Origin of the sequence: Streptomyces sp. NPDC047917 (assembly GCF_043204345.1) — a bacterium.
Classification (GTDB): Bacteria; Actinomycetota; Actinomycetes; order Streptomycetales; family Streptomycetaceae; genus Streptomyces; species Streptomyces sanglieri.
The window spans coordinates 127,828-153,433 of record NZ_JBIDCA010000018.1 but is presented as its reverse complement, the minus strand read 5'-3'; the positions used below and the strand labels follow the sequence as shown (position 1 = coordinate 153,433).

22 protein-coding genes are annotated in these 25,606 nt (G+C 71.3%); 15 read left to right on the top strand and 7 right to left on the bottom strand.

Annotated features, from left to right (window positions below; translation table 11 throughout):
* The first annotated feature begins 112 nt into the window (after positions 1-112).
* Together ACGF8B_RS36440 and ACGF8B_RS36435 are read left to right on the top strand one after the other, a co-directional pair.
* Positions 113-667 carry a hypothetical protein gene (locus ACGF8B_RS36440; protein ID WP_392746629.1) on the top strand — a complete coding sequence of 185 codons (555 nt, stop codon included), beginning with the start codon at positions 113-115 and terminating at the stop codon, positions 665-667.
* Between the two features lie 107 nt (positions 668-774).
* Positions 775-1,164, top strand: a complete 390-nt coding sequence (locus ACGF8B_RS36435) for a hypothetical protein (RefSeq protein WP_392746628.1) — start codon at positions 775-777, stop codon at positions 1,162-1,164.
* A 449-nt stretch (positions 1,165-1,613) separates the two neighbouring features.
* Here ACGF8B_RS36435 and ACGF8B_RS36430 read toward each other — a convergent pair whose 3' ends face one another.
* From ACGF8B_RS36430 to ACGF8B_RS36420, 3 genes are all read right to left on the bottom strand, one after another.
* A complete protein-coding gene (locus ACGF8B_RS36430; RefSeq protein ID WP_392746627.1) occupies positions 1,614-2,843 on the bottom strand; it encodes a glycoside hydrolase family 64 protein in 1,230 nt (409 codons plus the stop codon).
* Between the two features lie 158 nt (positions 2,844-3,001).
* On the bottom strand, positions 3,002-3,250 hold the full coding sequence (locus tag ACGF8B_RS36425) for a DUF397 domain-containing protein (RefSeq protein ID WP_392746625.1): 249 nt from the start codon (positions 3,248-3,250) through the stop codon (positions 3,002-3,004).
* Complete coding sequence (locus ACGF8B_RS36420; RefSeq protein WP_392746624.1) at positions 3,247-4,071, bottom strand: helix-turn-helix domain-containing protein; 825 nt, start codon at positions 4,069-4,071, stop codon at positions 3,247-3,249. Before ACGF8B_RS36420 ends, ACGF8B_RS36425 begins: the two co-directional genes overlap by 4 nt.
* 111 nt (positions 4,072-4,182) lie before the next feature.
* Here ACGF8B_RS36420 and ACGF8B_RS36415 point away from each other — a divergent pair, with 111 nt between their 5' ends.
* The gene (locus ACGF8B_RS36415) at positions 4,183-4,626 is read left to right on the top strand and encodes an ATP-binding protein (RefSeq protein ID WP_392746622.1); all 444 of its coding nucleotides are present in this window, start codon (positions 4,183-4,185) and stop codon (positions 4,624-4,626) included.
* 116 nt (positions 4,627-4,742) lie between these two features.
* Positions 4,743-5,615, top strand: coding sequence for an MBL fold metallo-hydrolase (locus ACGF8B_RS36410; RefSeq protein WP_392746620.1), 873 nt, complete (start codon positions 4,743-4,745; stop codon positions 5,613-5,615).
* Positions 5,616-5,621: 6 nt separating this feature from the next.
* Here ACGF8B_RS36410 and sigJ read toward each other — a convergent pair whose 3' ends face one another.
* Positions 5,622-6,539 carry an RNA polymerase sigma factor SigJ gene (gene sigJ, locus ACGF8B_RS36405; protein WP_392746619.1) on the bottom strand — a complete coding sequence of 306 codons (918 nt, stop codon included), beginning with the start codon at positions 6,537-6,539 and terminating at the stop codon, positions 5,622-5,624.
* A gap of 114 nt (positions 6,540-6,653) precedes the next feature.
* Between sigJ and ACGF8B_RS36400 the strand changes: the two genes are divergently transcribed.
* From ACGF8B_RS36400 to ACGF8B_RS36350, 11 genes are all read left to right on the top strand, one after another.
* Positions 6,654-7,070: a hypothetical protein gene (locus ACGF8B_RS36400; RefSeq protein WP_392746618.1), complete on the top strand. Its 417-nt coding sequence runs from the start codon at positions 6,654-6,656 to the stop codon at positions 7,068-7,070.
* Positions 7,071-7,265: 195 nt separating this feature from the next.
* On the top strand, positions 7,266-8,819 hold the full coding sequence (locus tag ACGF8B_RS36395) for an SDR family oxidoreductase (protein ID WP_392746616.1): 1,554 nt from the start codon (positions 7,266-7,268) through the stop codon (positions 8,817-8,819).
* Positions 8,820-8,873: 54 nt separating this feature from the next.
* Positions 8,874-10,247, top strand: coding sequence for a cryptochrome/photolyase family protein (locus ACGF8B_RS36390; RefSeq protein WP_392746615.1), 1,374 nt, complete (start codon positions 8,874-8,876; stop codon positions 10,245-10,247).
* A gap of 184 nt (positions 10,248-10,431) precedes the next feature.
* Positions 10,432-14,304, top strand: a complete 3,873-nt coding sequence (locus tag ACGF8B_RS36385; RefSeq protein WP_392746613.1) for an endo-alpha-N-acetylgalactosaminidase family protein — start codon at positions 10,432-10,434, stop codon at positions 14,302-14,304.
* Between the two features lie 161 nt (positions 14,305-14,465).
* A complete protein-coding gene (locus ACGF8B_RS36380; RefSeq protein WP_392746611.1) occupies positions 14,466-15,848 on the top strand; it encodes a serine protease in 1,383 nt (460 codons plus the stop codon).
* Positions 15,845-18,190 (top strand): tetratricopeptide repeat protein, encoded by a 2,346-nt coding sequence (locus ACGF8B_RS36375; protein ID WP_392746609.1) that lies wholly within the window; start codon positions 15,845-15,847, stop codon positions 18,188-18,190. Before ACGF8B_RS36380 ends, ACGF8B_RS36375 begins: the two co-directional genes overlap by 4 nt.
* Positions 18,190-19,599, top strand: coding sequence for a hypothetical protein (locus ACGF8B_RS36370; RefSeq protein ID WP_392746607.1), 1,410 nt, complete (start codon positions 18,190-18,192; stop codon positions 19,597-19,599). The genes ACGF8B_RS36375 and ACGF8B_RS36370 overlap by 1 nt, the downstream gene beginning before the upstream one ends.
* Positions 19,596-20,603: a hypothetical protein gene (locus ACGF8B_RS36365; protein ID WP_392746606.1), complete on the top strand. Its 1,008-nt coding sequence runs from the start codon at positions 19,596-19,598 to the stop codon at positions 20,601-20,603. Before ACGF8B_RS36370 ends, ACGF8B_RS36365 begins: the two co-directional genes overlap by 4 nt.
* Positions 20,600-21,835 carry a carbohydrate ABC transporter substrate-binding protein gene (locus ACGF8B_RS36360; RefSeq protein ID WP_392746604.1) on the top strand — a complete coding sequence of 412 codons (1,236 nt, stop codon included), beginning with the start codon at positions 20,600-20,602 and terminating at the stop codon, positions 21,833-21,835. The genes ACGF8B_RS36365 and ACGF8B_RS36360 overlap by 4 nt, the downstream gene beginning before the upstream one ends.
* Before the next feature lie 153 nt (positions 21,836-21,988).
* On the top strand, positions 21,989-23,572 hold the full coding sequence (locus tag ACGF8B_RS36355; RefSeq protein WP_392746602.1) for an acyl-CoA carboxylase subunit beta: 1,584 nt from the start codon (positions 21,989-21,991) through the stop codon (positions 23,570-23,572).
* Between the two features lie 65 nt (positions 23,573-23,637).
* Positions 23,638-23,841, top strand: a complete 204-nt coding sequence (locus ACGF8B_RS36350) for an acyl-CoA carboxylase subunit epsilon (protein WP_093545194.1) — start codon at positions 23,638-23,640, stop codon at positions 23,839-23,841.
* A gap of 73 nt (positions 23,842-23,914) precedes the next feature.
* Here the strand turns inward: ACGF8B_RS36350 and ACGF8B_RS36345 are convergent, their stop codons facing one another.
* The 3 genes from ACGF8B_RS36345 to ACGF8B_RS36335 form a co-directional block, all read right to left on the bottom strand.
* On the bottom strand, positions 23,915-24,496 hold the full coding sequence (locus ACGF8B_RS36345) for an ATP/GTP-binding protein (protein ID WP_014048542.1): 582 nt from the start codon (positions 24,494-24,496) through the stop codon (positions 23,915-23,917).
* On the bottom strand, positions 24,477-25,103 hold the full coding sequence (locus ACGF8B_RS36340; RefSeq protein ID WP_392746600.1) for a DUF742 domain-containing protein: 627 nt from the start codon (positions 25,101-25,103) through the stop codon (positions 24,477-24,479). Before ACGF8B_RS36340 ends, ACGF8B_RS36345 begins: the two co-directional genes overlap by 20 nt.
* 85 nt (positions 25,104-25,188) lie before the next feature.
* Positions 25,189-25,602 (bottom strand): roadblock/LC7 domain-containing protein, encoded by a 414-nt coding sequence (locus ACGF8B_RS36335; RefSeq protein ID WP_006127847.1) that lies wholly within the window; start codon positions 25,600-25,602, stop codon positions 25,189-25,191.
* Positions 25,603-25,606 lie beyond the last annotated feature (4 nt).

The following is a 25,606-nucleotide window of genomic DNA, read 5'->3' as shown; positions in this document are numbered from 1 at the left end:
GTCCGGATTCCGGGCAGCGTACACGCGGGTCCACTCGGCACAGGCGGTGGCGGCAGCCTGCCGGCGGGAGGCGGCGCCCGGACTCTGCGGTTCTCGATGCGGGTCCGCTACGGTGCCGAAGTTCGAGTGGGGCGATGGGGGATGGGACAACATGAAAAAGCGTCATAGCAGGCGCAGAGTGGCGCTCGGGCTTGTGGTGCCGGGGCTCCTCGCATTGTCGTGCGGGGGCTGTGGTGCCGCTCATGTGGAGGGAAGCGGGGCGGCCCCGGGGAAGGGTGACTCGCGGCTGTACAAGGGCTGTACCGACGGGCAGGGCATTGAGGAGATCCGGCGGACGTACGGACTCGCAATACCGGCCGATGCGGCGAATCTGCGCTATTGCGGCCAGGAACAGTGGTCGGGCTCCATCGGTGAGTTGCAGTTCGACACCAACCGCGAGGGTTTGGATGCCTTCCTCCGCGGATCGTCGCCCGTGGAGCTGAAGTTCTTCAAGACCGATTCATCGGAAGTGGAACAGGACTGGCAGAAGGTTCCGCAGGGAGCGCAGATCGAAAGGGCAAGTTACACAAACAGGGTCGACGGATGCGACAACGACGTCACGGTCCTGATCCAGCAGCTGCGCACCGATGAAGTGCGGGTCTATCTGTCCATGGTCTGCGCCTCGTGACCCCGATGCGAGGTACCCCTCTACTTGGCTCGCCATCACTTCCAGGCGGTGGACCACTGGAACGAAGCGCCGGCGCGGCGACACCGAACTGCGGTAACTGAGAGGGGATGGGCATGGAGGACAGAGGGACAGCGGAAGCGCGCCGGGAGCATGCGTGGGCCGAGCGGCTGACGGAAGGAGTGACCGTCGCCGTGGTGTTGGGCCTCGCGTTCTACCTGCTGGCCGGCGCGACAGTGTTCTTCGGTACGAACGCCTGGTATCTGATCACCGACACCGACACCACCGCGTTCAGCCGGTTCTTGGTGCCGGTGATCTGCCTCGCCCTCGTGGCACTGCCGCCCGGCCTGGCCTGTGTGGTGTTTCGCTCGGGTCGGCGCAAGGGCAAGAGGCGACTGACAGCGGCGGTCCCGGCGGCGCTGGCGCTGCTCGGCGGGTCCGTCGTGCCCTGCGCGGCTCTGTTTCTCATCATCTTCGGCTACGGCGGGGCCGCTCGCTGAGCTCCCGCCTGGTCGACCTGGTTTTGCCGCTCTCATCGGGCACCCCCGATGGTGGGCGCTCTGCTCTCGGTGGCCGACAATGCCTGTCAAGTCCCCTGCATGGCTGGTGCGTTCGAACGCGGCGACCGCTGAGGACCGAAACCCCACATCTGGGCTGGTGCGGCTTCGCGAGCTCACCATGTGCGAGATCGTGCTCAGGGTCGACGACGGAACGGCCGGGGAGATGGAGGGCCTGCTGGCAGCGGCAGAGGACAGTGGGATCTTCGCCCCGTTCATCACTTGGGCACGAGAGCGGTCGGCTGAACGCGCACCTTCCCTTCGCTCGTACCGGACGGCGAGTCGGCGGTAGTCGAAGGGCCAGGCGCTCGACCGCTCGACTTTCAAGCGCTGCCAGCTGTCCGGGCCGCCCGCCGCGTCGCAATGGCGGGCGGCCCCGGGAAGGGGGTGGCTCAGGCCCCCACGGTCACCGTGAAGCGGCGCGGGTTGCCGTCGTTGGCGGCGCCCGAGACGTCGGGTTCGCCGTCGGGGCGGACGTCGTCGTAGGGGAAGGCGTAGCCGATCGGGGTGTTGGCGTGGACGACGCGGGACCAGTGGTTGGTGGCCGGGTCCTGGTAGTAGTCGGCGGTCGAGGTGCCGTTCGGCTGGTCGGGGTGGGTGAGCATCAGGGAGCGGTTGAAGCCGGAGGCCAGGCGGGCCAGGAGGGCCTTCTTGTCGTCCGGGTCGCCCGGGTTGTTGGCGAACGGGCCGTGGTTGCAGGTGAAGACGTCCTTGGAGACGGGCTTGGTGAAGGTGTGGCCGCCCTCGAAGGTCAGGACGTCGCCGTTCACCCTGCCGGTGCGCACTCCCCGGCCGCCCTGGAGGTCGATGCGCAGGTCGGTGGAGCGGTACTTCTCCCAGACCCGGTCGATGTACGACGTGAACACGTCCCGGAACGGCATCTCGTCCGGTCGGTCGAAGAACGGCGCCATCAGGTTCTGCGGCGAGATCACCCGCAGTACGTTGCCGTCCGCGCCGCGGATCACCAGCTTGTCCCACGGCTGGCCGTCGGCGGCCGCCTGGGCGGTGAGGCCGTCCGCGATCCGCTGCACCGCGCCGTCCGGGAGCGGCGCCACGGTGTGCGTCGCGTCCCCGGCCAGGGTCAGGCCGATCGGCAGCGCGGTGACCAGGTCGACGTAGCTGATGTTCGCGTACAGCTGTTGCGGGTTGAAGGTGAACTCGCAGAAGGACCACGTGCGGCCGTAGTTGGCGTCGGTGGACGTCGCGAACGCCGGCTCGACCAGGGCGGGGCCCGGGTTGAGATAGAACGTAAGCGTGTCGTCGCGTACGAAGTAGACACGGGCGCCGTACATCTGGGGGAGCGTGAGGACCACCGGAGCCCCACCCGCCGGGTTCAGGGGGATGGCGCAGTCGACAGGCAGTGGGGTCTGCGGTGCGGCGGGGGAGTCGGGGTGGTAGACGCTGCCGTCGGCCCGCAGCAGTACCCAGCGGTCGGTGCCCTGCTCATGGCCGGTGACGTAGGCGTTGACCCTGCCCGGCAACGAACGGTTCTCCAGGGCGAGTTCACAGGTTGCAGGGGCGGCGGAGGCGCTCGGGCTCAGGGCGCTGCCCCAGGCCGGGTAGGTGAGGGCGGTCGCGGTGGCGGCGGCGCCGCCCGTCAGGAACAGTCTGCGCGAAATCACGAGAGGACTCCCGAGGTTTGTGGGGGGTCAACCACTCTCGTGAGGGCCGCATCCGGCGTCAATACTTATGACTGAGAGCGCTCTCAGAAACGGGAAGTCTTCACAACTCGACGTCATGCGGTGAAGGTTGTGGCCCGGCGTCCCGGGCCGTAAAGGGGTCAGACCGTGGCGTTCAGGAACGCGGTCCAGGCGGTGGGGGGAACGGTGAGGACGGGGCCGTCCGTCACCTTGGAGTCACGGATGTGCACGGCGGCGGGGTGGTCGGCCACCTCTACGCAGTCGCCGCCCTGGCTGCCGCTGTAGCTCGACTTGCGCCAGTCGTAGGCGACTTCGAGGCAGTTGCCGCCCTGGTCGCTGCTGTAGCTGGACTTGAACCAGGCGAGGGTGGTGGTACGTGCGTGGGTCATGTCTCTCCAAGCAGTTCGTCCAGTAGGCGTGCGCTCGCCTCGACGGAAAGCGCCTGCGAACGCAGCATCCCACATTTCTGCTGGAGCACACTGACGACGGCGGGGTCGTCGTGCAGGTAGCTGGTCAGCTGCCCCTCCACGTAGACCAGGTGGTCGTGATCGGGGGTTTCCAGCAGCACCATCGGCCCCGACAGCCCGGCATGCTTCGGGAGTTTCATCGGCATGATCTGGAGCCCCAAGAAAGGGAGTTCCATGCACTGGCGCAGATGCCGGATCTGCTCCCGCAGAACGGCGGGGTCGCCGATCTGGCTGCGCAGAATGCTCTCCTCCAGCAGGAAGTGGAGCATGGGGCGGGGTTTGCGGTTGAGGAGCTTCTGCCGATCGAGCCGGTCTGCTACCCACTCCTCCCGCTCGTCCTCCTCCAGTGGCGGGTAGAGGCAGGAGAAGATGAACCGGGCGTACTCCTCGGTCTGGAGCAGCCCCGGCACCACCTGATTCTCGTACGAGAGCAGCGTCACCGCCTCCTGCTCGTAGTCCACGAAGTCCTGAACGAACGCCGTGAACCGTTCCTTCTGCGGCACCTTCGACACCGCGACCTGCAACGCCCCCTTGGTTTCCAGTAGTTCGTCCAGTTGGGCCGCGAAGTCCCATTGCAGTGCTCGGCGCCCCTGCTCGATCGACGCGATCGTGTCGTCGCCCACCGAGCACCGCTCGGCCAGGGCCGCCTGGGTCAGTCGGGCCGCCTTGCGGAACATCGCCAACTGGGCGCCGATCAGGTGCCAGGACGTGATCCGCTTGCTCTTCATCTTTGCCGGTTGCATGAACTGCCTCTCCCCGTCACGAACCTCGAATGACCCGTCAGGAGTCGTACAACGGAGATGTACGACTCCACGCGCTGCTCAAACGTAGTGACTATGTGTGACGTTGGAAGCGTGAACGAGACAACCCGACTCCCCCACTTCCGCGAGGTGTTCCACCGTCGCGAACGCCGGTCCGTCCCGCTCGTACGACAGTTCGTGCGGGATGCTCTCGTCGACTGGGCGTGCGAGGCCCGGATCGACGACGTGTTGCTCTGCGTGAGCGAACTCGTCACCAATGCCCTGCTGCACGGCGTCCCGCCCGGCCGTGGGTTCCGCCTCCGGATCCGCCTGGAGCCGGCCGACGGGACCTTGCGCATCGAGGTCCACGACAGTGGCGACGGGGAGGTCCGGGTCGCGGATTCCTGGGCGGCCTCCGACGAGGAAGGGGGCCGTGGGCTGCTGCTGGTGGCGGCGCTCGCCGACAAGTGGGGGGTGGGGGAGCGGAACCCCGGCAAGGTGGTGTGGTGCGAGTTCGAGGTGTCGGTGGGGGCGGGGTGCGGCATGTCGGCGAGATAGACCCGGGGGCCGAGATACAAGATCGGCGCGGTCTACCGGTTCCGGTCGTGCGTGGGCTATCCCTGGAACTGCGGCCCTCGACGGGTCGTTTCCCGTGGAAATGAAGGAGCCCTGCCGTGGACGGCTGGTACGTGGACGACCGCTGCACCAACTGCGACGTCGCCCGACAGTTCGCACCCGAGCTGATCATCGAGGAGGAAGGGGCGTCGCGGATCCTGCGGCAGCCGGACGACGATTCGGAGAACCGGCGCTTACACGCCGCCGCCTTCGCCTGCCACACCCGCTCGATCCGGCCGGCGTCCGGACAGCCGGACCCCTCGCTCGACCCGTTCCCGATGGCACTGGACGACGGTGTGCTGGTGTGCGGGCACAACTCCACGCACACCGCCGGTGCCAACTCCTATCTGCTCCGGCGGCCGTCCGGCACGGCCATGATGATCGACACCCCGCGCTGGAGCCCCGGACTCGCCGAGCGGTACGTGGCGGCCACCGGACCCGTCACCGACGTACTGCTCACCCACCGCGACCACGTCGCGCACGGGCGCCGCTACGCCGACCACTTCGGGGCCAGGCTGTGGATCCACGAGGGCGACCTCGACGCGGTCCCGGACGCGGACCAGGTGATCCGGGGGCTCGACCCGGTGGAGATCGGCGAGGGCGTCACCGCGCATCCGCTGCCCGGTCACACCCGGGGGAGCGTGCTGTACCTGGCCGACGACCGGTACTGCTTCAGCGGCGACAGCTTCTACTGGTCGCGCACGACCGAGGACCTCGAAGTCGCGGAGAGCGTGACCTGGTACTCCATCGAGGAACTGGCCGCCTCGCTGGCGCGGACGGCGGGGAAGCTGCGGTTCGAGTGGGTGCTGCCGGGGCACGGCGACCGGTGCCGGCTGGACGCCGACGAGATGTCCCGGCGGCTGGAGGCGCTGGCGGAACGTACCGGGCTTCTGCGGCCCCGGCCGGTCGACTTCACGGCTCTGCGCTGGTGAGGACGTTCACCCGCCCGGCGTCCACAGGCGCAGCTTCTCCGGGTTGCGGACCACCCAGATCCGGGTGGCGCGGCCGTCGCGGACGTCGAACGCGGCCACGGTGGCGGTGATGCCCGCGTGCTGGGCGACCAGTCCGGGCGCACCGGCCACCGTACGTTCCAGGAGCCGCAGCCCCGGCGCCTTGTCGGCGATCGCGATCATGTACTGGGCGATGAGCGCGCCGCCCTCGACCGGGCGCAGCACGGTGCCGACCAGGCCGCCGCCGTCGGCGGTCATCACGGCGTCGGGGTCCAGGATGCCGACGAGAGCCGTGATGTCCTTCGCCTCCCACGCCTCCTTCACGTATCGCACCACCCCGGCCCGTGCCGCCGCCGCGCCCACCGGGGCGCGCTCGGCACGTACCCGCCGCCGGGCCGAACTCGCCAGCTCCCGGCAGGCGCCCGGGGTACGGCCGACGATCCCGGCGATCTCGGGGAAGGAGTAACGGAACACGTCGTGCAGCACGAAGGCGACCCGCTCGGCGGGCGTCATCGATTCCAGGACGACGAGGAAGGCCATGGTCACCGACTCGTCCAGCGTGATCCGGTCGGCGGGGTCGGTGGCGTCACCACCGGCCCCGCCGGCCCACTCCCCGCGGTCGGGCAGCGGCTCGGGCAGCCAGGCGCCGACATAGCGTTCGCGCCGGGCCCGGGCCGAGCCGAGCACGTCCAGACAGATGCGCCCGGTCACCGTCGTCAGCCAGGCACCGGGGGAGACGATCGCCTCCCGTTGGCTCCGCGGCCGCGCGTACCAGCGGGCGTACGCCTCCTGCACGGCGTCCTCGGCCTCGGCCAGCGTGCCGAGCAACCGGTAGGCGATGTTGATCAGTTGGCGCCGTTCACCGGCGACGTCCGCCGCGCTCCACTCCGGTACAACCCCGGCCATGACCACTCCCCCCGAGCCCGTCGCCGTTCTCGCCTTGCATTTCGCGGTGCTGCGTCGTCGGGCTGGTGAGACCTTATCGATCCACTGCCTGCGGGCGGACAAGGGGACGGCATCATGACCACGCGGACGACGACCGGAACGACCGGAACGACAGCGACGACAGCGACGACGACGGACGCGGCACCGCGCGGTGCCCGGTTCCTGCGGGTGGCGGTCGCGTTGCAGACCCTGACCATCTTCCTCCAGGCGGTCAGCGCCGGGGTACTGCTCTCCTCGTCGCACGGTGAACTGCTGCACGGCATCGGGGCGCGCGTGATGTACGGGGCCTCGATGCTGTACCTGCTCGCCGCGGTACTGGCCTGGCGGCCGGGCGGCGGCTCGCCCCGGCCCATCGCGTACGCGTCCGGCTTCCTCGTCCTCGCCTCGGCGCAGGTGGTGCTCGGCATCGCGCACGTGCCGTCGGTCCATGTCCCCCTGGGCGTCCTGATGTTCGGCCTGAGCGTCCTGGTGCTGGCCCGCCGGAACCCGTGAGCGGCCCGCGGCCGGGGCCCGACCGGCGGATCGGGGCCGGACCGCAGCCGGCGCGCCTTCCGCGGCGTTCGGCCGTCCGGCATTGCGGTCCATGACGTGCGCGTCCGTCCGCCGTGCCGGGCGCGGTCCCACCGGGGAGGCCATGATCGGGGCGAGACAAGGGGGCGGCCGGAGCGAGCACCTGGAGGAACGATCGTGGGCACGAACGAGCGGAGGGACACGGCAGGGCTGCACTGCCTGGTCACCGGGGCGTCCGGGTACATCGGCGGGCGTCTCGTACCGGAACTGCTGCGGGCGGGCCACCGGGTGCGCTGTCTGGCCCGCACCCCCCGCAAACTCCGTGACCACCCCTGGGCGGGTGACGTCGAGACGGCACAGGGCGACGTGACGGACACGGGCTCGGTGGCCGCGGCCATGCGCGGGATCGACGTCGCGTACTACCTGGTGCACGCCCTCGGTACCGGCTCCGCGTTCGAGGAGACCGACCGCCGTGCGGCCCGGATCTTCGCCGAACAGGCGCACGCCGCCGGCGTGCGGCGGATCGTCTACCTGGGCGGGCTCACCCCACCGCATGTGCCCGAGAAGTCGCTCTCCCCGCATCTGCGTTCCCGGGCCGAGGTCGGACGGATCTTCCTCGACGCGCCCGTGCCCGCCACCGTGCTGCGAGCGGCAGTCGTCATCGGCTCGGGGTCGGCCTCCTTCGAGATGCTGCGCTATCTGACCGAGCGGCTGCCGGTCATGGTCACCCCCAGCTGGGTGCACACCCGCACCCAGCCCATCGGGGTACGCGATGTCCTGCGCTATCTCGCCGGCTCGGCCACCATGCCGGACGACGTCGACCGGGCGTTCGACATCGGCGGGCCCGATGTCCTCACGTACCGGGAGATGATGTGCCGCTACGCCACCGTCGCCGGACTTCCCAGGCGGCTCATCGTGCCGGTTCCGGTGCTCACGCCGAGGCTGTCCAGCCACTGGGTCGGCCTGGTCACCCCGGTGCCCGCCGCCCTGGCCCGCCCGTTGACGGAGTCGCTGCGCCACGAGGTCGTCTGCCAGGAGCACGACATCGCCCGGTACGTGCCCGACCCCCCGGGAATGCCGCTGCCGTTCGACGAGGCACTGGCCCTGGCACTGCGCAGGGTGCGGGAGGCCCAGGTCGCCACCCGCTGGTCCTCCGCCGCCGTACCGGGGATGCCCAGCGATCCGCTGCCCACGGACCCGGACTGGGCCGGAGGCAGCCTCTACCAGGACGAACGGCAGCTGTCGGTCGACGCGTCCCGAACGTCACTGTGGAAGGTGATCGAGGGGATCGGCGGCGACAACGGCTGGTACTCCTTTCCGCTCGCCTGGGCGGTCAGGGGGTGGCTGGACCGTTTCGTCGGCGGCGTCGGGCTCCGCCGCGGACGGCGCGACGCCGAGCACCTGCGGGTCGGGGACTCACTGGACTTCTGGCGGGTCGAGGAGATCGAGCCCGGACGGCTGCTGCGGCTGCGCGCGGAGATGCGGCTGCCGGGCCTGGCCTGGCTGGAGATGTACGCCGAGACGGACTCCGAGGGCCGCACCCGCTACCGGCAACGAGCGCTGTTCCACCCTCGCGGTCTGCTGGGCCACGCCTACTGGTGGTCCGTGTCCCCCTTTCATTCCGTGGTCTTCGGCGGCATGGCCCGTAACATCACCCAAGCGGCGGCCAAGGGCATGAGCGCGCACGGAGGCCCGTCGCACGGTGACCACGCCCAAAGCTCGCGCCGATGAACCGGCCGGCGGGCCCGGCGCAGATCGGCACCCCCTGACACCTGGAGTGACGTCATGACCGTCGCGGTCGTCCTGTTCACCTCGGATCTGCGTCTGCACGACCATCCCCCGCTGCGCGCCGCGCTCGCGGCGGCGGACGAAGTGGTGCCGCTGTTCGTACGCGATCCGGGTGTGCACGCGGCCGGCTTCGACACGCCCAACCGCGACGCCTTCCTCGCGGAGTGCCTGACCGACCTCGACGCCTCGCTGCGCCGGCGCGGCGGCCGGCTGGTGGTGCGCACGGGGCCGGTCGTCCGGGAGGCCGGTGCGCTCGCCGCCGAGTGCGGTGCCTGCGAGGTGCACATGTCCGCGGGCGTCACCGGATTCGCCCAGCGCCGGGAGGAGCGGCTGCGTGACGCCCTCGTCGAACAGGGCGTCGCGCTGCGGGTGCACGACGGTGTGGTCACCGCCGTCGGCGCGGGGGCGGTCACACCGGCCGGCTCCGACCACTACGCCGTGTTCACGCCCTACTTCCGCCGCTGGTCGCAGGAGCGGCTGAGGAATCCCTGCCCGGCGCCCCGCACGGTGCGCGTCCCCGACCCGGTGCGCGGCGAACCACTGCCGTCCCGTGACGGGCTGTCAGGAGTCTCCCCCGGTCTTCCGGCCGGAGGGGAGACGCGGGGGCGTGAGCGGTTCGCCCGGTGGGCGCGCAGGGATCTGGCCGGGTACGAGGACGGCCACGACGACCTGGCGGGCGACGTGACCTCGCGGCTGTCACCGTACCTGCACTTCGGGTCGCTCTCGCCGGTGGAACTCGTCCAGCGGGCCCGCACGCACGGCGGGCCCGGCGCCGACGCGTTCGTGCGCCAGCTGTGCTGGCGCGACTTCCACCAACAGGTACTCGCGGCGCGTCCGGCGGCGTCCGCCGAGGACTACCGCACGCGGCACGACCGGTGGCGGACCGAGGACGAGGCGGCCGACGACATCGCCGCATGGCGTGCGGGCCGCACCGGATACCCGGTCGTCGACGCGGCGATGCGCCAACTCCGTCACGAGGGCTGGATGCACAACCGGGCGCGCCTGCTGGCGGCCTGCTTCCTGGCCAAGACCCTCTACGTGGACTGGCGGATCGGCGCCCGGCACTTCCTCGACCTCCTCGTGGACGGCGACATCGTCAACAACCAGCTCAACTGGCAATGGGTCGCCGGAACCGGCACCGACACCCGTCCCAACCGGGTGCTCAACCCGGTCGTCCAGGGCAAACGCTTCGACCCGCAAGGAGCGTACGTACGCCGATGGGTGCCCGAACTGCGAGACGTGGCAAGCAATCGCATCCATGAACCGTGGCGGCTGCCCGAGCGCGAACGGGCGCGCCTGGACTACCCGGAGCCGCTGATCGACCTCGCGGACGGCCTGGCACGGTTCAGGCACGCCCGGGGCCTGGACTGAGCCGCCGGGGGCGTTGCGGGACAACGACTTCCGAGGCCTTCCCGGCGGCGCCGTCGCCCGGTTTCCGTACCCGGCGGGACACCCACCGTCCACTTGGACTTACGCGACGCGGTTGTTGGACTGGAGCGCTCCGAGTCGTCGCAGGTCGTTGACGGTGTCCGGTCACGGGGACTACTCAGAGCACATGTCGCGAAGATTCACTTCGGCGGGCGCTGTCGCCGCCGCCTCAGCCGCCGTCCTGGCACTGGTGGGGACCGCGCTCCCCGCCACCGCCGCCGCTCCCTCGCCCGCCGCGGTCGGTCCGTCCGTGCCCGCGGGCGCCACCGTCATCGGGTCCGCGCAGCTCTCGGTCGCCGTCGCCGACGACTTCCCGCGCGTCCTGGCGTACACCGACCGGGCCACCGGCAGCCGGCTGTTCGGCAGCACCCGGCCGGTCACCGCCGTGACCCTCAACGGCACCGCGCACCCGGTGAAGCTCAAGGGCGCCCCCCGGGTCACCGCCTCGGCCGCCCGCTACACGCTGACCTTCACCGACCTGCCGGGCATCGAGATCGACGCCTCGCTGTCCGTCTCCGGCCGCGCCACCACCTTCAAGGTGACGGCGGTCCGCGACACCGAGGCGTTCCGCGTCTCCACCATCGACATCCCGGGCCACGACCTGGTCTCCGTCGGCTCCGCGGACACCGGCGGGGCCACCGCCTTCACCCGGCTGGACAACGACTCGACGAAGACCGCCGACGTCTTCGCGAAGGTCACCGCGGACACCGCCGCCGACAAGGCACCGGTCGGTGCCTCGTACGCGATTCTCAACACCGGTTCGCTCGCCGCGGCCGTGGAGTCCAACTCCTCGTACGACAAGCCGTCCGGCGCCACCGGCGGCGACGACGCCCGGTTCTGGCACCAGGCCCGCAAGGACGACGACGGCGGGGTCCGGGTCGGCGTCTGGTCCGGCCAGTGGACCTACCGGGGCGACGGGGCGCCGAAGCCGGAGAGCGGGAACGACCTCCCCTGGGCGAAGGTCGTCGTCACCCCCGACGCCAACGGCGACAAGTCGGTCGACTGGCAGGACGGCGCCGTCGCGTTCCGCTCCATCGGCGTCGAGGCGCCCGGCAGCAAGGACACCCCGGACCGGGTCGTCACCCACATCCCGTTCAACTTCGCCAGCCAGGCCACCCACCCCTTCCTGCGCACCCTCGACGACGTCAAGCGGATCTCCCTGGCCACCGACGGTCTCGGGCAGATGGCGCTCCTCAAGGGGTACGCCTCCGAGGGCCACGACTCCGCCCACCCCGACTACGGCGGCGACTACAACAAGCGGGCCGGCGGGCTGAAGGAACTCAACGAGCTCCTGAAGGACGGCAAGAAGTGGGGCGCCACCTTCGGCGTCCACGTCAACGCCACCGAGGCGTACCCGGAGGCCAAGGCCTTCGACGAGAAGCTCGTCGACAAGACCAAGCCGGGCTGGAACTGGCTGGGGCAGAGCTACTACATCGACCAGCGCCGCGACATCAACAGCGGCGACCTGGCCAAGCGCTTCCAGCAGCTGCGCGACGAGACGGACCCCAATCTCAGCCTGCTCTACATCGACGTCTACTACTCGCACGGCTGGATCGCGGACAAGACCCTTCAGTCCGTGCAGAAGCAGGGCTGGAACGTCGCCACCGAGTGGGCCGACAAGTTCGAGCGCGGCTCGCTCTGGTCGCACTGGGCCAATGACCTCGACTACGGCGGCGCCACCAACAAGGGCCTCAACTCGAAGATCATCCGGTTCATCCGCAACGGCGAGAAGGACGTCTGGAACAACGACCCGGTCCTCGGACAGAGCGCCATCGAGGAGTTCGAGGGCTGGACCAACGAGACCGACTGGAACGCCTTCTCCAGCAACATCTGGCAGCGCAACCTGCCCGCCAAGTACCTCCAGCACCAGAAGATCACCCGCTGGGACGGCAACGACATCACCTTCACCGGCGGTGTCCGGGGCACGGTCGAGGACGGCAGGCGGACGTTCTACGACCACGGCCGCAAGGTCCTCAGCGGCACCGACTACCTGCTGCCGTGGGACGGCGGGAAGAAGCTCTACCACTACAGCGAGTCCGGCGGTACGAGCAGCTGGGCGGTGCCCTCGAAGGGCGCGTACACCGTCTACCGGCTCACCGACAACGGCCGGGTCAGGACCGGCACGGTCAAGCCCGTCGACGGGAAGATCACGCTGACCGCGAAGGCGGGGCAGCCGTACGTCCTCTACCCGAAGCAGGCCCCGAAGGCCGCCGACCCCCGGTGGGGCGAGGGCACCCCGGTCGACGACCCGGGTTTCAACGACAAGGCTCTGACCGCCTGGTCGAAGACCGGCACCGTCGCACGTGAGACCGACGCCAAGGGCCTCACCAGCGCCCAGCTCTCCGGCAGTTCCACCGCCGCGCTCTCGCAGCGCATCGACGGCCTCGCCCCCGGCAGGCGCTACACCGCGTCCGCGCTCATCGAGGTCCAGCCCGGGAAGAGCCGGCACACCACGCTCTCGATCGGCGGGAAGTCCGTCGCGGTGGACCGCTCCACCGCGAAGGACTACGTCGCCGCCTCCGAACGGCACGGCACGTACTTCCAGCGGGCCAAGGTGAACTTCACCGCCCCCGCGAACGGCCGCACCACCCTGCGCGTCGAGGCGGCGGGAGGCAGCACCGCGAGCGTCCGGGCCGATGACGTACGCATCGTCGCCAATGCCCCGGCGACGAAGAAGAACACCGTCTCCTACGAGGACTTCGAGGCCGTCGACCAGGGCTGGGGCCCCTTCCGCAAGGGCGACGCGGGCGGCTCCACCGACCCCCGCACCGTCATCTCCCAGCTGCACGCCCCGTACACCCAGGCCGGCTGGAACGGAAAGCTGATCGACGACGTGATCGGCGGCAAGGAGTCCCTCAAGTCCCACGAGGAGAACGCCGGACTCGTCTACCGCACCGCCCCGTGGACCGTGCCGATGGCCGACGGGCACCGCTACAAGGTCGAGTACGACTACCAGTCCAGCCACGCGGGCGCCTACGAGTGGGTCGACGGCTACGACCGGATCACCGCCGACGGCAAGCCCGACGCGGTCGAGACCCGGACCACCGCCATCGGACAGCAGCGCACCACCGGCCACTTCGCCGAGACCGTCACCGCGGGCTGCGGCGACACCTGGACCGGGCTGCGCAAGCGCGACGACGCCCCCGAGGGCGCCGACTTCGTGCTCGACTCCTTCACCGTGACCGACCTCGGCCCCGCCCCCGACTCCGAGCAGGCCGCCTGCGGCACCCTCGGCGTCGAACCGGCCGCCGAGACCCTGGAGCCGGGCACGGCCAACACCGTCAAGGTCTCGTTCACCAACTACGAGGCGACGGCGGCGACCGGTGTCGCACTGAGCCTCACCGTCCCCGAGGGCTGGCAGTCGCAGCCCACCGGCGCCGTCTCCTTCGACTCGGTCCCGGCGGGCACCGAGGTCACCGGCAGCTGGCGGGTCACCCCGCCGGTGGACGCCAAGTACCAGACGTACGGCCTGAGTTCCGAGGCGAAGTACACGGTCGGCGGCGCTCGGCGCACGCTCGGCGCGCAGACCTCCGTACGGACCCTGCCGCCGCCGCCCACCACCGACAGCTGGGCCAGTGACCTGGACTGGACGGCCTCCGAGAACGGCTGGGGTCCCGTCGAGAAGGACCTCTCCAACGGAGAGACCGGGACCGGTGACGGCTCCCCGCTGACCGTCGGAGGCACCGTCTACACCAAGGGCCTCGGCAGCCACGCACCGGCGAAGGTCCGCTACTACCTGGGCGGGAAGTGCACCTCGTTCACCGCCCAGGTCGGCGTGGACGACGTGCAGAAGAGCGCCGGCAGCGTGCAGTTCTCCGTCACGGCCGACGGCACCGAGAAGGTGAAGTCGCCCGTGCTGAAGGCGGCCGACAGCGCCTGGTCGCTGACGGCGGACGTCACCGGAGCCAAGTACGTCGAACTGGTCGTCGGTGACGGCGGCGACGGCAACGGCAACGACCACGCGGACTGGGGCGACGCCCGCTTCCACTGCGGCGGCTGACCCGACGCGATGCGGGACGGGTGCGGCCGGGGGCCGGGCCCGTCCCGCATCACGCGTGCGGCGGCGCCCCACCGCTCCGTGACGCCGGATGGACATGGAGTGACCGGAAGTGTGTCCGAGGACTGGGATCCGCCCCCGCCACGCGCGTATTCTCGTGCGGCATGGGGGAGCTGAGAGCGGACTGGCGCATCCGATTACGGCGGGGCGACGCGAACGGGCCGGTCTGCGGCGCCGGTGTGCTGCTCACCCGGGACCGGGCACTCACCTGTGCGCACGTGGTGGGGGAGGAGGGCGCCAGGATCTGGGTGGAGTTCGCCGAGAACCCCGCCATCGCCCCGGTCGGAGCACGGGTGGCCGAGGGCGGCTGGCTGCCCGGACTCGGCGCCACCCGCGAGGACATCGCCGTACTCGCCCTGGACAGCCCGCGCCCGCACGCCACCCCCGCGACGCTCGACCGGAGCCTGGAGCGCGGCCGTGAGGTGTGGATCGGCGGGTACGCGCGGTCCTTCGCCGACGGGATGTGGCTGACCGGGCGGATCAGCGGGGTGCACGGTGCCTGGATCCAGCTCGACGCCGGACGCAACGAGCAGGTGGTGAAACCGGGGTTCAGCGGGGCCGCCGTGCAGGTGCGCGGCGAGGCGGCCGGATCGCCCGAGCGGGTCGTCGGGATGGTCGTCAGCTGGCGCGGCGACCGCGATCTGGCGCTCCCCACCGACAACGACCTGGCGTTCTCCTACATGATCCCGATCGACCGGATCGCCGAACTCGTGCCACTGGTCGCCGAGTTGAGCGGGCCGGACGGCTGGGACCAGGGGCTGGACCGGCGACTGCGGCAATGGTTCGCCGGAGGCGACGAACCCGCGGTGCGCTTCAGTGTCGTACCGCACGGCGGTGGCCGCGACCGCACCCTCGGACACCACCTGCACCGCGCCCACCTCGTCTACCGGGGCGGCCGCACCACCCCCGAGGAGTTCGTCGCCGAACTGGTGACCCGGCTGCGCCCGCCCCGCCACCAGGCCCGGGCCTACCGCGACTGGCTGCTCACGGGCGGCACCCCGCCCGAACGGCCGGCGGGCGGCACGGCCGGCGGCGCCGGGCCCACCCTCGCCGTGATCGGCCTCGACGAGGACCCACAGCCGCACCGGCTGGTGCCCCTGCTCGCCCGGGTACGGACGCTCGGCTTCCGGCTGCTCGTCGTCGTGCGGGACAGCGGCGGAGACGAAGTGACCGAGGTGGCAAGGCAGCTGCTCCTACCGGCCCTCGACGAGCGGGCCGCCGAGCTGGTCGGCCGCGTCGAGGACATCGAGAGGCAATGGGCCGGACTGAGCGGCCTGGTGGAATCGGGCTCCCTGGGACCCATGCCGCGCGCCGAGACGTCCCACCACCGGCGGCGGCTGGCTCAACTGCGCACCGTGGCGGACCCGCGCGACCGGCTCAACGCCCTGCGCGCCCTGCTGGGTGAACTCCGGGCGGAGCTGCGACGCCACGGCCGGGCGGACGTACCCGGACCGCGCGACGCGCAGGGCCGGACCGGCCACCGATGAGGATCCCCTGCCCGCACCGCCGGTTCACCGGAGCACCCTGCGAAGGAGCGGTGCGGCCCACCGGCTACTGCGACACCTGCGGGCGTTGTGAGGACGGCCCGGGACTGCCGCCGCTGCCCGCCTCCCCCGACCTGTGCGGCCCCGGTGGACTGCTGGAACTGCCGCCGCTCGACCCGAGCACCCCCGACCGGCGGCTGGGCGCCGCCGTCACCCGCGCACACGTCCGGATGAGCTGCTCGTCCAAGTCCTGCGCCACCTACTTCGTCGCCCCGTTCACCGCGGCCCCGCCGCCCGAGGAGGGCCACTGCCCCCGATGCGGCGCCCCGTACTCCTACCGCCCCGAACTCGACCGGGACGGGCCGCTGCTCCAGGACCAGTACCGCATCCTCGGGCCCATCGCCCACGGCGGCCAGGGCTGGGTCTACCTCGCCCGCGACACCCACCTCGAAGACCTCGTCGCCGTGAAGGGAATGCTGAACCGGTACGCGGAACGCGGCGCCGTCCAGGCCGCCGAGGAGCGCCGCAGCCTGGTCGCCATCCGGCACGAACGCATCGTCCAGATCCGGGACTTCGTCAGCACCGGCAGCGCCGACGGCACGGTCTCCGGCGGCTACATCGTGATGCAGGACGTCGGCGACCGGACCCTGTCCGCCGTCGTCGAGGCGACCCGGCAGGGCAACTTCGTCCTCGACATCGAACACGTCATCACCTACGGCTGCCAGATCCTCGAAGCCCTCGCCCACCTGCACGGCATGGGATTCCTGTACGGGGACATGAAACCCTCCAACGTCGTCCACCAGCACGACGGAGTGAAGGTCATCGACCTCGGCGGCGTCCGCAAACAGGGGTCCACCGAACCGCCGCCCGTCATCACCCCCAGATACGCCGCGCCCGAGATGGTCAGCGGCAGCCCGCTGACCGTCGCCCACGACATCCACACGGTCGGCGCGACCCTGGCCGAGCTGGCGGGCTGGGCGGTCGGCGACGACGTGCCCGGCCTCGGCACCAGCTCCTTCCGGCTGGTGGTGGAGCGGGCGACGGACCGGGACCCGGAACGCCGGTTCGCCGACGCCGAGGAGATGGCGGGCCAGCTGCGCGGAGTGCTGCGCGAGATCCGGGCGCTGCGCGGCAAACGGGACCGCACCGAACCCTCCGCCTGCTTCACCCCGTCCACCGAACTGCTCGGCGCACGGCTGGGCTCCGTACCCGACTACGCGCACTGGCTGGAGCGCACGCCGCACCGCCGCGACCGGACACCCGAAGCACCCGCCCTGGACAGCGGACTCCCCACCCCCACCGAGATCGCCCGGCGGCTGCCGGTACCCCGGCCCTACCCGGCAGACCCCGAGGCCGCCCGCTTCCTGGTGAGCAGCTACGACCCCGGCCGGCTGCTGGCCCAGCCCGCCGAGGGCGAACGCTCGGTGGAGATCTGCCTGCACAACGCCCGGCTGCTGCTCGGCCGGGAGGGCGCCGAGGCGCTGACCCGGGCGCGCGAACAGGTGGAGGCCGCGAACGCCATTCCCGGCCCCGGCCCGGTGCGGCAGTGGCGGCTCAGCTGGCACCGGGGACTGGTCGCGCTGCGCAGCGCGGAGGTACTGGACGACCGGCGGCAGCGGCTGGAGGCGGCCCTGGAGCACTTCGCCGCCGTCCACCGCGCGTTGCCCGGCGAGTACGCCGCGAAGCTGGCCCTGGCCTATGTCGCGGAGCAGCTCGGCCCGGACCGCCGGTCCGGTCCGATCCCGTCGGCGTACGAACTCTTCCGGGCCGTGCACGCCCGCAACCCCTCCCACGTCGGCGCCGCGCTGGGCCTGGCCAGGCTGGCCCTGGAACACGGCGACCGGGACACCGCCGCCGAGGTCCTGGACCTGGTGCCCGACGAGTCGCGGGACCACACCGTCGCCCGGATCGCCGCGCTGCGCATCCGGGCGGCCCGGCTCGCGGCGGGCGGGCGGCCGCTGCCCGGGACACGGCGGATCGACGCCGTGCTCGCCGCGGTGCCGCTGCGCGAGGGCGGCCCCGGACGGCATCCGGCGTCCGTGGTCACCGGAGACGAATCGGCCCGGCTGCTGCGCACCGAACTCTACGAGTGGAAGCTCGACGCGGTGCGGGCCGCGGCCGGCGAACCGCCCCCCGACGACCACTGGTGGCGGCGCGGACTGCCACCGGCGCCGGTGCCCGGGGAGCGGGCCGTACGGGAGGAACTGGCCCGCTGCTACCGCTGGATGGCCCGGCAGTGCCGGGACACCGCCGACCACGAGAAGCTCATCGACCTCTCGCACGCCGTCCGCCCGCAGACCCGCTTCTGGTTCCCGCCCCGACGCCGTACCCCCGGAGGCAGCTGATGGGCCGCACCGCCGCGACGCCCGGACTCGGGATCGGCCTCACCGTCCAGGTCGCGAAGAAGCAGCGGCCCGACCGGGACGCCCGGATCGACGCCCATGTGCGCGTCCGGGCGTTCGCCGCCGGGCCCCGTGACCGGGTGCCCGCCGTCGACATCGCGCTGGTCGTCGCGGTGGACGTGAGCGCCGAGCGCCGTGACGCGGCCGTCGCCGCGCTGTCCGGGACGGTGGGCGCACTGCCCGACGGGCTCTCGTACACCGTGCTGGGCGGTGGCGCCGAGCAGTGCTACCCGCTGCGCGGCCGGTGGGCGCTGGCCGGCCCCGACGACCGGCGCCGGGCCGCGTTCAGCGTCGGCCAGATCGCCGCGTCCGCCGAGGGGCGGGCCCCGGCCGGATACACCACCTGGCTGGCCAGGGCACGCGAACTCTTCGCCGAACGCGCCCTCCCGGTACGGCACCTGATCCTCGTCACCGACGGCGGCAGCCGGGGCGACGACGACGACGCGAGCCGCCCGGACAGTGCCCTGAGCCTCGAACTCGCCCACGACGAAGGCATGTTCACCGCCGACGTCATCGCACCCGGAGCGGGCTGGGATCCGGTACCGCTGCTCGCCGTCGCGACACGGCTGCACGGCACCGCCGCCTCCTCGCCCGACGACTTCGCCCCCGCCATGGCCACCGCCCTGGACCGGCTCCGCAGGGTCCGCAGCCCCGAACTCCCCATCGAGGTGAGCGTGCGCCCGGCGGTACGGGAAGTGACGCTGACCGAGACCGCGCCGCACCAGCGGCGGCTGGAGCCGGACCGGGTCCGGCACGGCCCGCACCGGCTGGAGTTCCGCACCCACCAGTGGCAGCCGGAGTCCCGCGACTACCTCCTCACCCTGCGGGCCGACGCGAGCGACGACCCGCTGGGCGTGCCCCTCCAGCTCGCCGAGGTCGCCGTCGGCGGCGCCGTCGAACCGGTCGTGGTCCGCTGGCTGCCGGCCGGCACCGCCGCTGACACCGCACGCATCTCCGGCGCGGTCGGCCGCGACATCCACACCATGAACGTCTCCACCCAGATGCGGACCGCCCTCAACCACGGGTACACCGCCCTCGACCTGGACAGCCGCGAACGGGCCGAGGCACAGCTCGGACTGGCCGTCCGGCTCGCCACCGAGATCGCCGCCGACTGGGTGCTGGACGAGGTCCGCAAGGTCGCCCGGATCGTGGACGGCCCGCAGGGACGGGTCAGGATCGGCCCGGCCGTCGACGCGGGCACCGTCCGCCGGGGGCTGCTGAACATCACCTCCGGGCACCCGGTGGAACTGCCCGGACTCCCGGTGTCCGGCCCGGAGCCCCGCTGCCCGGACTGCGACCACCCGGCCGGGCCCGCGGCCGGGTTCTGCATCGACTGCGGGAGGCGGCTGTGAGCCCAGGACCGGCCCGAACGGACGGGAACACCTACCGCTCCCGCACCCGGCGGCTGCTGGAGCGCCATCTGGCCGCGATGCTGGTGGCCGCCCTGGTCTCGATGAGCGCCCTGCTCGTCTCGTACCGCGAGGTCCAGGTCTCGGCGGGCGAGATGCGCACCCGCGGTGCCCCGGCCGTGCAGGGCGTGGCCGCCACCCAGCTCGCCCTGCTGCGCGCCCACAAGGAGGCCGTGGCATCCGTGGACAGCCGCATCGCCGACGTGGTCGGCGCCGGTGCGCGGTACGAGAACCAGCTCGCCGCCGCCGACCAGGGCCTGTCCCGGCTCTCCGACGTACAGATCGACGGGGACCGCGGCCGCGGGGTGCTCGAAACGGTGAACGGGGTGCTCACCTCGTACAGCAGCTCCATCACCCCCGGCGCGGTGAAGTACGTGACGGACCCGCTGATGCAGCAGGAGAAGTTCGCGGAGGCCGAGACGCTGCTCACCCGCGAGGGCACCGGGGTGGTGCCGAGGCTGGACGTCCTCCAGGGGCACCAGATGGCCAGGGTCGGCACCCTCAGCACGATGAGCCCCGTGCAGTGGTCCGGCTGGGTGGTCGCCGAACTCGGCCTGCTGGCCATGGTCCTGATCACCCTTTCCGCGCTGTGGGTGCTGCGCACCCGCTGCGGACACAGCCTCGACCTCTGTCTGCTGGTCTCGCTGCTGGCCGTCGTCTTCCTGGCCACGGGCCCGCTGATCGCGACGAGCGAGACCCAGGACCGGCTGGGCGCGGCCCGTGACGGTCTGGTCCGGATCGAGCAGCAGGCCGGGCACCACAGCGATCTGGCCGGATCCCAGCAGGCCGTCACCGACATGGGGACGCGGGTGCGGGCCGGCCTGGCCGCCCGGGACTGGCAGAGCGGCATGTACTACGCGGCGCTCGCGGCCGCCGCCCTGGTCGTGCTGCTGCCCGCCGTCGGCATCGGCCGGCACCTGAACGCCGACTACTGGAGGACCGGATGAGGGTGCCCGCCCGAGCCGTTCTGCTCCTGCTGTGTCTGGCGCTGACCGCGGCCGGCTGCGGGCTCGCCGCACCCGGCAGCGGCGGCGAACAGCCGAGCGTGACGATCCTCGGCCCGTGGACCGACGACCAGGAGAAGCAGTTCAAGGCGGTCCTGGACACCCTGGGCACCCCGTACACCTACCAGGGCACCGCCGCCAGCCGGGAGGTCCTGCTCGCCGCGGTGCAGGCGGGCAACCCGCCCGACATCGCGATCCTGCCGGGCGTCGGAGACCTCGTCGAGTACGCCGCGGAGCGGCGGCTGCACCCGCTGGGCGCGAAGGGCGCCGCCGCGAAGTACGGCAGGCCCTGGCAGCCGGAGGCCAGGGGCATAGAGGCCGACCTCTGGGTGCCGCTCAAGACCGACCTCAAGAGCATCGTCTGGTACCGCAAGGACCGCCCGCCCCCCGCCCGCCCCGCCCCGGCGGCCTCCTGGTGCGTCGGCATGGGCGACGACGGTGCCTCGGGCTGGCCGGGCAGCGACTGGATCGAGGACCTGATCCTGCAGACGGCGGGCCCCGTGCTGTACGAGCGATGGGCGACCGGGACCCTGAAGTGGACGGACGACCCGGTGGTCAACGCCTGGAGCCTGTGGGCCGGACTGCTGGCCCAGGACCCCGACGCCGCAGGCCGGTCGATGCGCCGCGACCACCGGGGCCGGCCCGGCGGCCACGGGCTGCTCTTCGACGGCGGCTGCGACCTGGAGCACCAGGGCTCCTTCGCCCGCTCCTTCTACGGGGCGCGCGGTGGACAGGCCGCCTTCACGGACTCCGCGTCGCTGCTGCCCTCCGGCCCGAGGATCAAGGGCCGCGAGGTGTCCGCCGACTTCGCGGCACTCTTCAGCGGCTCCGCACCGGCCCGCGACCTGCTCACCCGGCTCACCTCGCGCCCGGCCCAGGAGGAGTGGGGCCGCAGGGCCGGGGTATTCTCGCCGGACTCCGACGTGCCGGCCCGGAAGGGCACGGTCGAGAAGCAGATCAGCGACCGCCTCACCGACCAGCGGGTGCCGCTCTGTCTGGACGCCTCGGACGTGATGCCCGCCGCCGTGCGGGACGCCTTCTACGAGGCGGTGCTGCTGACCATGGCCCACCCCGGGGCCCCGGTGCGGGACCGGCTGGACGACGTCCAGCGGGTCCAGAACGCCCAACCGGCCCACACCCCGAGGCTGACCGGGGTGTGCAGCAGACCACAGTGAGCTTTTGTCGGACTCGCACAAAGACTGCCCGGTACCGGCTGGTACTTCGCCTGCATGCCCTCCGGATTCTGTCGGGCTCCGCCAGGAAACCGGTCAGGAGACTGTACGGAGTCGACGGCAGGGTTTACTTGCCCGGCTTCGTAGGGTCGGTACATGACCGTTGTGGACGAAACCCCGGGCGAGCCGAGCGACACCCGTGGCCGGGTGGCCGAACTGCTGGCACTGCGCGAGCAGGCCCGTCGCGGACCGAGTGACCGGGCGACCGAGGCGCAGCACGCCAAGGGCAAGCTGACGGCGCGTGAGCGCATCGCGCTGCTGCTGGACGAGGGTTCGTTCAAGGAGGTCGAGCAGCTGCGCCGGCACCGGGCGACGGGGTTCGGCCTGGAGGAGAAGAAGCCGTACACCGACGGTGTCATCACCGGCTGGGGCACGGTCGACGGCCGCACGGTCTTCGTGTACGCGCACGACTTCCGGATCTTCGGCGGTGCGCTGGGCGAGGCCCACGCCACGAAGATCCACAAGATCATGGACATGGCCATCGCGGCGGGTGCGCCGCTGGTGTCGCTGAACGACGGCGCCGGCGCCCGTATCCAGGAGGGCGTCTCCGCGCTCGCCGGTTACGGCGGGATCTTCCAGCGCAACACCCGGGCCTCGGGTGTGATCCCGCAGATCAGCGTGATGCTCGGCCCGTGCGCGGGCGGCGCGGCCTACAGCCCGGCGCTGACCGACTTCGTCTTCATGGTCCGCGAGACCTCCCAGATGTTCATCACCGGACCCGACGTCGTGAAGGCGGTCACCGGTGAGGAGATCACCCAGAACGGGCTGGGCGGCGCGGACGTGCACGCCGAGACCTCGGGCGTCGCGCACTTCGCGTACGACGACGAGGAGACCTGCATCGCCGAGGTCCGCTACCTGATCGGGATGCTGCCCTCCAACAACCGCGAGAACCCGCCCGCCGCCGAGAGCGACGACCCCGCCGACCGGCGCGGCGACGTCCTGCTCGACCTGGTCCCGGCCGACGGCAACCGCCCGTACGACATGCACAAGGTCATCGAGGAACTCGTCGACGACGGCGACTACCTGGAGGTCCACGAGCGCTGGGCCCGCAACATCGTCTGCGCCCTGGCCCGGATGGACGGCCAGGTCGTCGGCATCGTCGCCAACCAGCCGCAGACCCTCGCCGGCGTCCTGGACATCGAAGCCTCCGAGAAGGCGGCCCGCTTCGTCCAGATGTGTGATGCATTCAACATCCCCATCATCACTCTTTTGGACGTACCCGGCTTTCTGCCCGGGGTCGATCAGGAGCACGGTGGAATCATTCGGCACGGTGCGAAGCTGCTCTACGCGTACTGCAACGCCACGGTGCCGAGGATCTCGCTGATCCTGCGCAAGGCCTACGGCGGTGCGTACATCGTGATGGACAGCCAGTCCATCGGTGCGGATCTGACGTACGCCTGGCCGACCAACGAGATCGCGGTGATGGGCGCCGAGGGCGCCGCCAACGTCATCTTCCGTCGGCAGATCGCCGACGCCGAGGACCCGGAAGCCATGCGCAAGCGCATGGTCAAGGAGTACAAGGCGGAACTGATGCATCCGTACTACGCAGCCGAGCGCGGCCTGGTCGACGACGTCATCGACCCCGCCGAGACCCGCGAGGTGCTGATCGCCTCGCTCGCCATGCTCCGTTCCAAGCACGCCGACCTGCCGTCCCGCAAGCACGGCAACCCCCCGCAGTAGTCCGCACCCGCGCAGCACCCCTGCCGAGCCCGCGAAGACCTGCCGAGAAGACGGAGAAACAACCCATGAGCACTGCCGCCGAGTCCGTGCTGCGCGTCGAGAAGGGCCTCGCCGACCCCGAGGAGCTGGCCGCGATAACCGCGGTCCTGCTCGCCCGCGCCGCGGCCCAGCCCGCCGCGCCCCCCGCCCACCGGGGCCGCAACACCGCCGGCTGGCGCCGTCTGGAGCGCACGCCGGGCTTCCGCGCCCCGCACTCCTGGCAGGGCTGACGGACGACGCGCGAAAGGGCCCCACACTCCTTCGGGAGTGCGGGGCCCTTTCCGTATGCCCGGACCGGGGGTCCTACCGCAGGCGCGCCATGAGGGCGTGCTCCACGAGCGTGATCAGCGCGCTCTTGGCGTCCGCGCGGTGCCGCGCGTCCGTCGTCAGGATCGGCGTGTCCGGGCCGATCTGGAGGGCTTCGCGGACCTCGTCGGGGGTGTAGGGCTGGTGTCCGTCGAAGCCGTTGAGGGCGATGACGAACGGCAGGCCGCTGTTCTCGAAGTAGTCGACGGCGGGGAAGCAGTCGGCGAGGCGGCGGGTGTCGACGAGGACGACGGCGCCGATGGCGCCGCGGACCAGGTCGTCCCACATGAACCAGAAGCGGTCCTGTCCGGGCGTACCGAAGAGGTACAGGATCAGGTCCTGGTCCAGGGTGATACGACCGAAGTCCATCGCCACCGTCGTGGTGGTCTTGTCCCCGGTGTGCGTCAGGTCGTCGATGCCCGCGGACGCGGACGTCATCACGGCTTCGGTGCGCAGCGGATTGATCTCCGAGACGGCACCGACGAACGTGGTCTTACCCACGCCGAAGCCCCCTGCCACCACGATCTTCGCCGAGGTAGTGGAGCGGGCTGCTCCGCCGCTAGAGCTTGCGAAGTCCACTGAGCACCCTTTCGAGCAGTGTCACATCTGGCTGGCCGCCGGCGGACTCGTCGCCGCCGGGCTGATGGATTGCGACGAGTCCGGCCTCTGCCAGGTCGGCTACGAGGATCCGGGCAACGCCTAGCGGGATCGAGAGCAGTGCCGAAATCTCGGCGACCGACTTGATCTCGAAGCACAGCCGGCAGATCCGCTGGTGCTCGGGCAACTGCCCTTGCAGCCGGGACGGATCGGCCGTGGTACTGACCAACGCCTCAATGGCGAGTTGGTAGCGCGGTCGGGTCCGGCCGCCGGTCATGGCGTACGGACGAACCAGCGGGTTGTGCGCGGAGGGCGCGGCAGGCTCGGGGGTCTGCCGCGGCTGGACCGGCTGGATACGGGGCGCCCGGGGCGAGTCGTAGCGGTGCGGACGCTGCGCCGGCCACCCGGAACCCTGCTGGGCGTCGTACGGCGGCCGCGGAGGCTGCTGCGGCTGCTGCTGATAGGGCCGGTAAGGCTGCTGGGCGCCCTGTCCGCTGGGTGCGGAGGGGAAGTTGAACCGGTTGTCGCCGTGCTCACCCGGTACCTGTCGGCCACCGTCGTACTGGTGCCCGCCTGTCGGTGTGTCCACGATTCCTCCTCCTGCCGGTCCCGGTCTCAGTGGGCCGCGCCACCGCACCTTATGGCCCGGTGGCGTGAAACGCACTGTCTGTCTACTAGTTAAGAAGACTTCCCTGCAGTTCGGCACGGAGGTCCGGGGTGAGGACACTGCCGGCCCGGTCGACGAGAAGAGCCATTTCGTACCCGACCAGACCGATATCGGCATCCGGATGTGCAAGAACGGCAAGAGACGATCCGTCGGAAATGGACATGATGAAGAGGAATCCGCGCTCCATCTCCACAACGGTCTGATTCACCGCGCCGCCCTCGAAGATCCGCGAGGCACCCGCGGTCAGCGAGGTCAGCCCGGAGGCGACGGCCGCCAGCTGGTCGGCGCGGTCACGGGGGAATCCCTCGGACATGGCCAGCAGGAGTCCGTCGGCGGAGACCACCACCGTGTGCGACACCCCGGGGGTGTTGTCCACGAAGTTGGTGATCAACCAGTTCAGATTCTGCGCCGCCTGGCTCATCGGG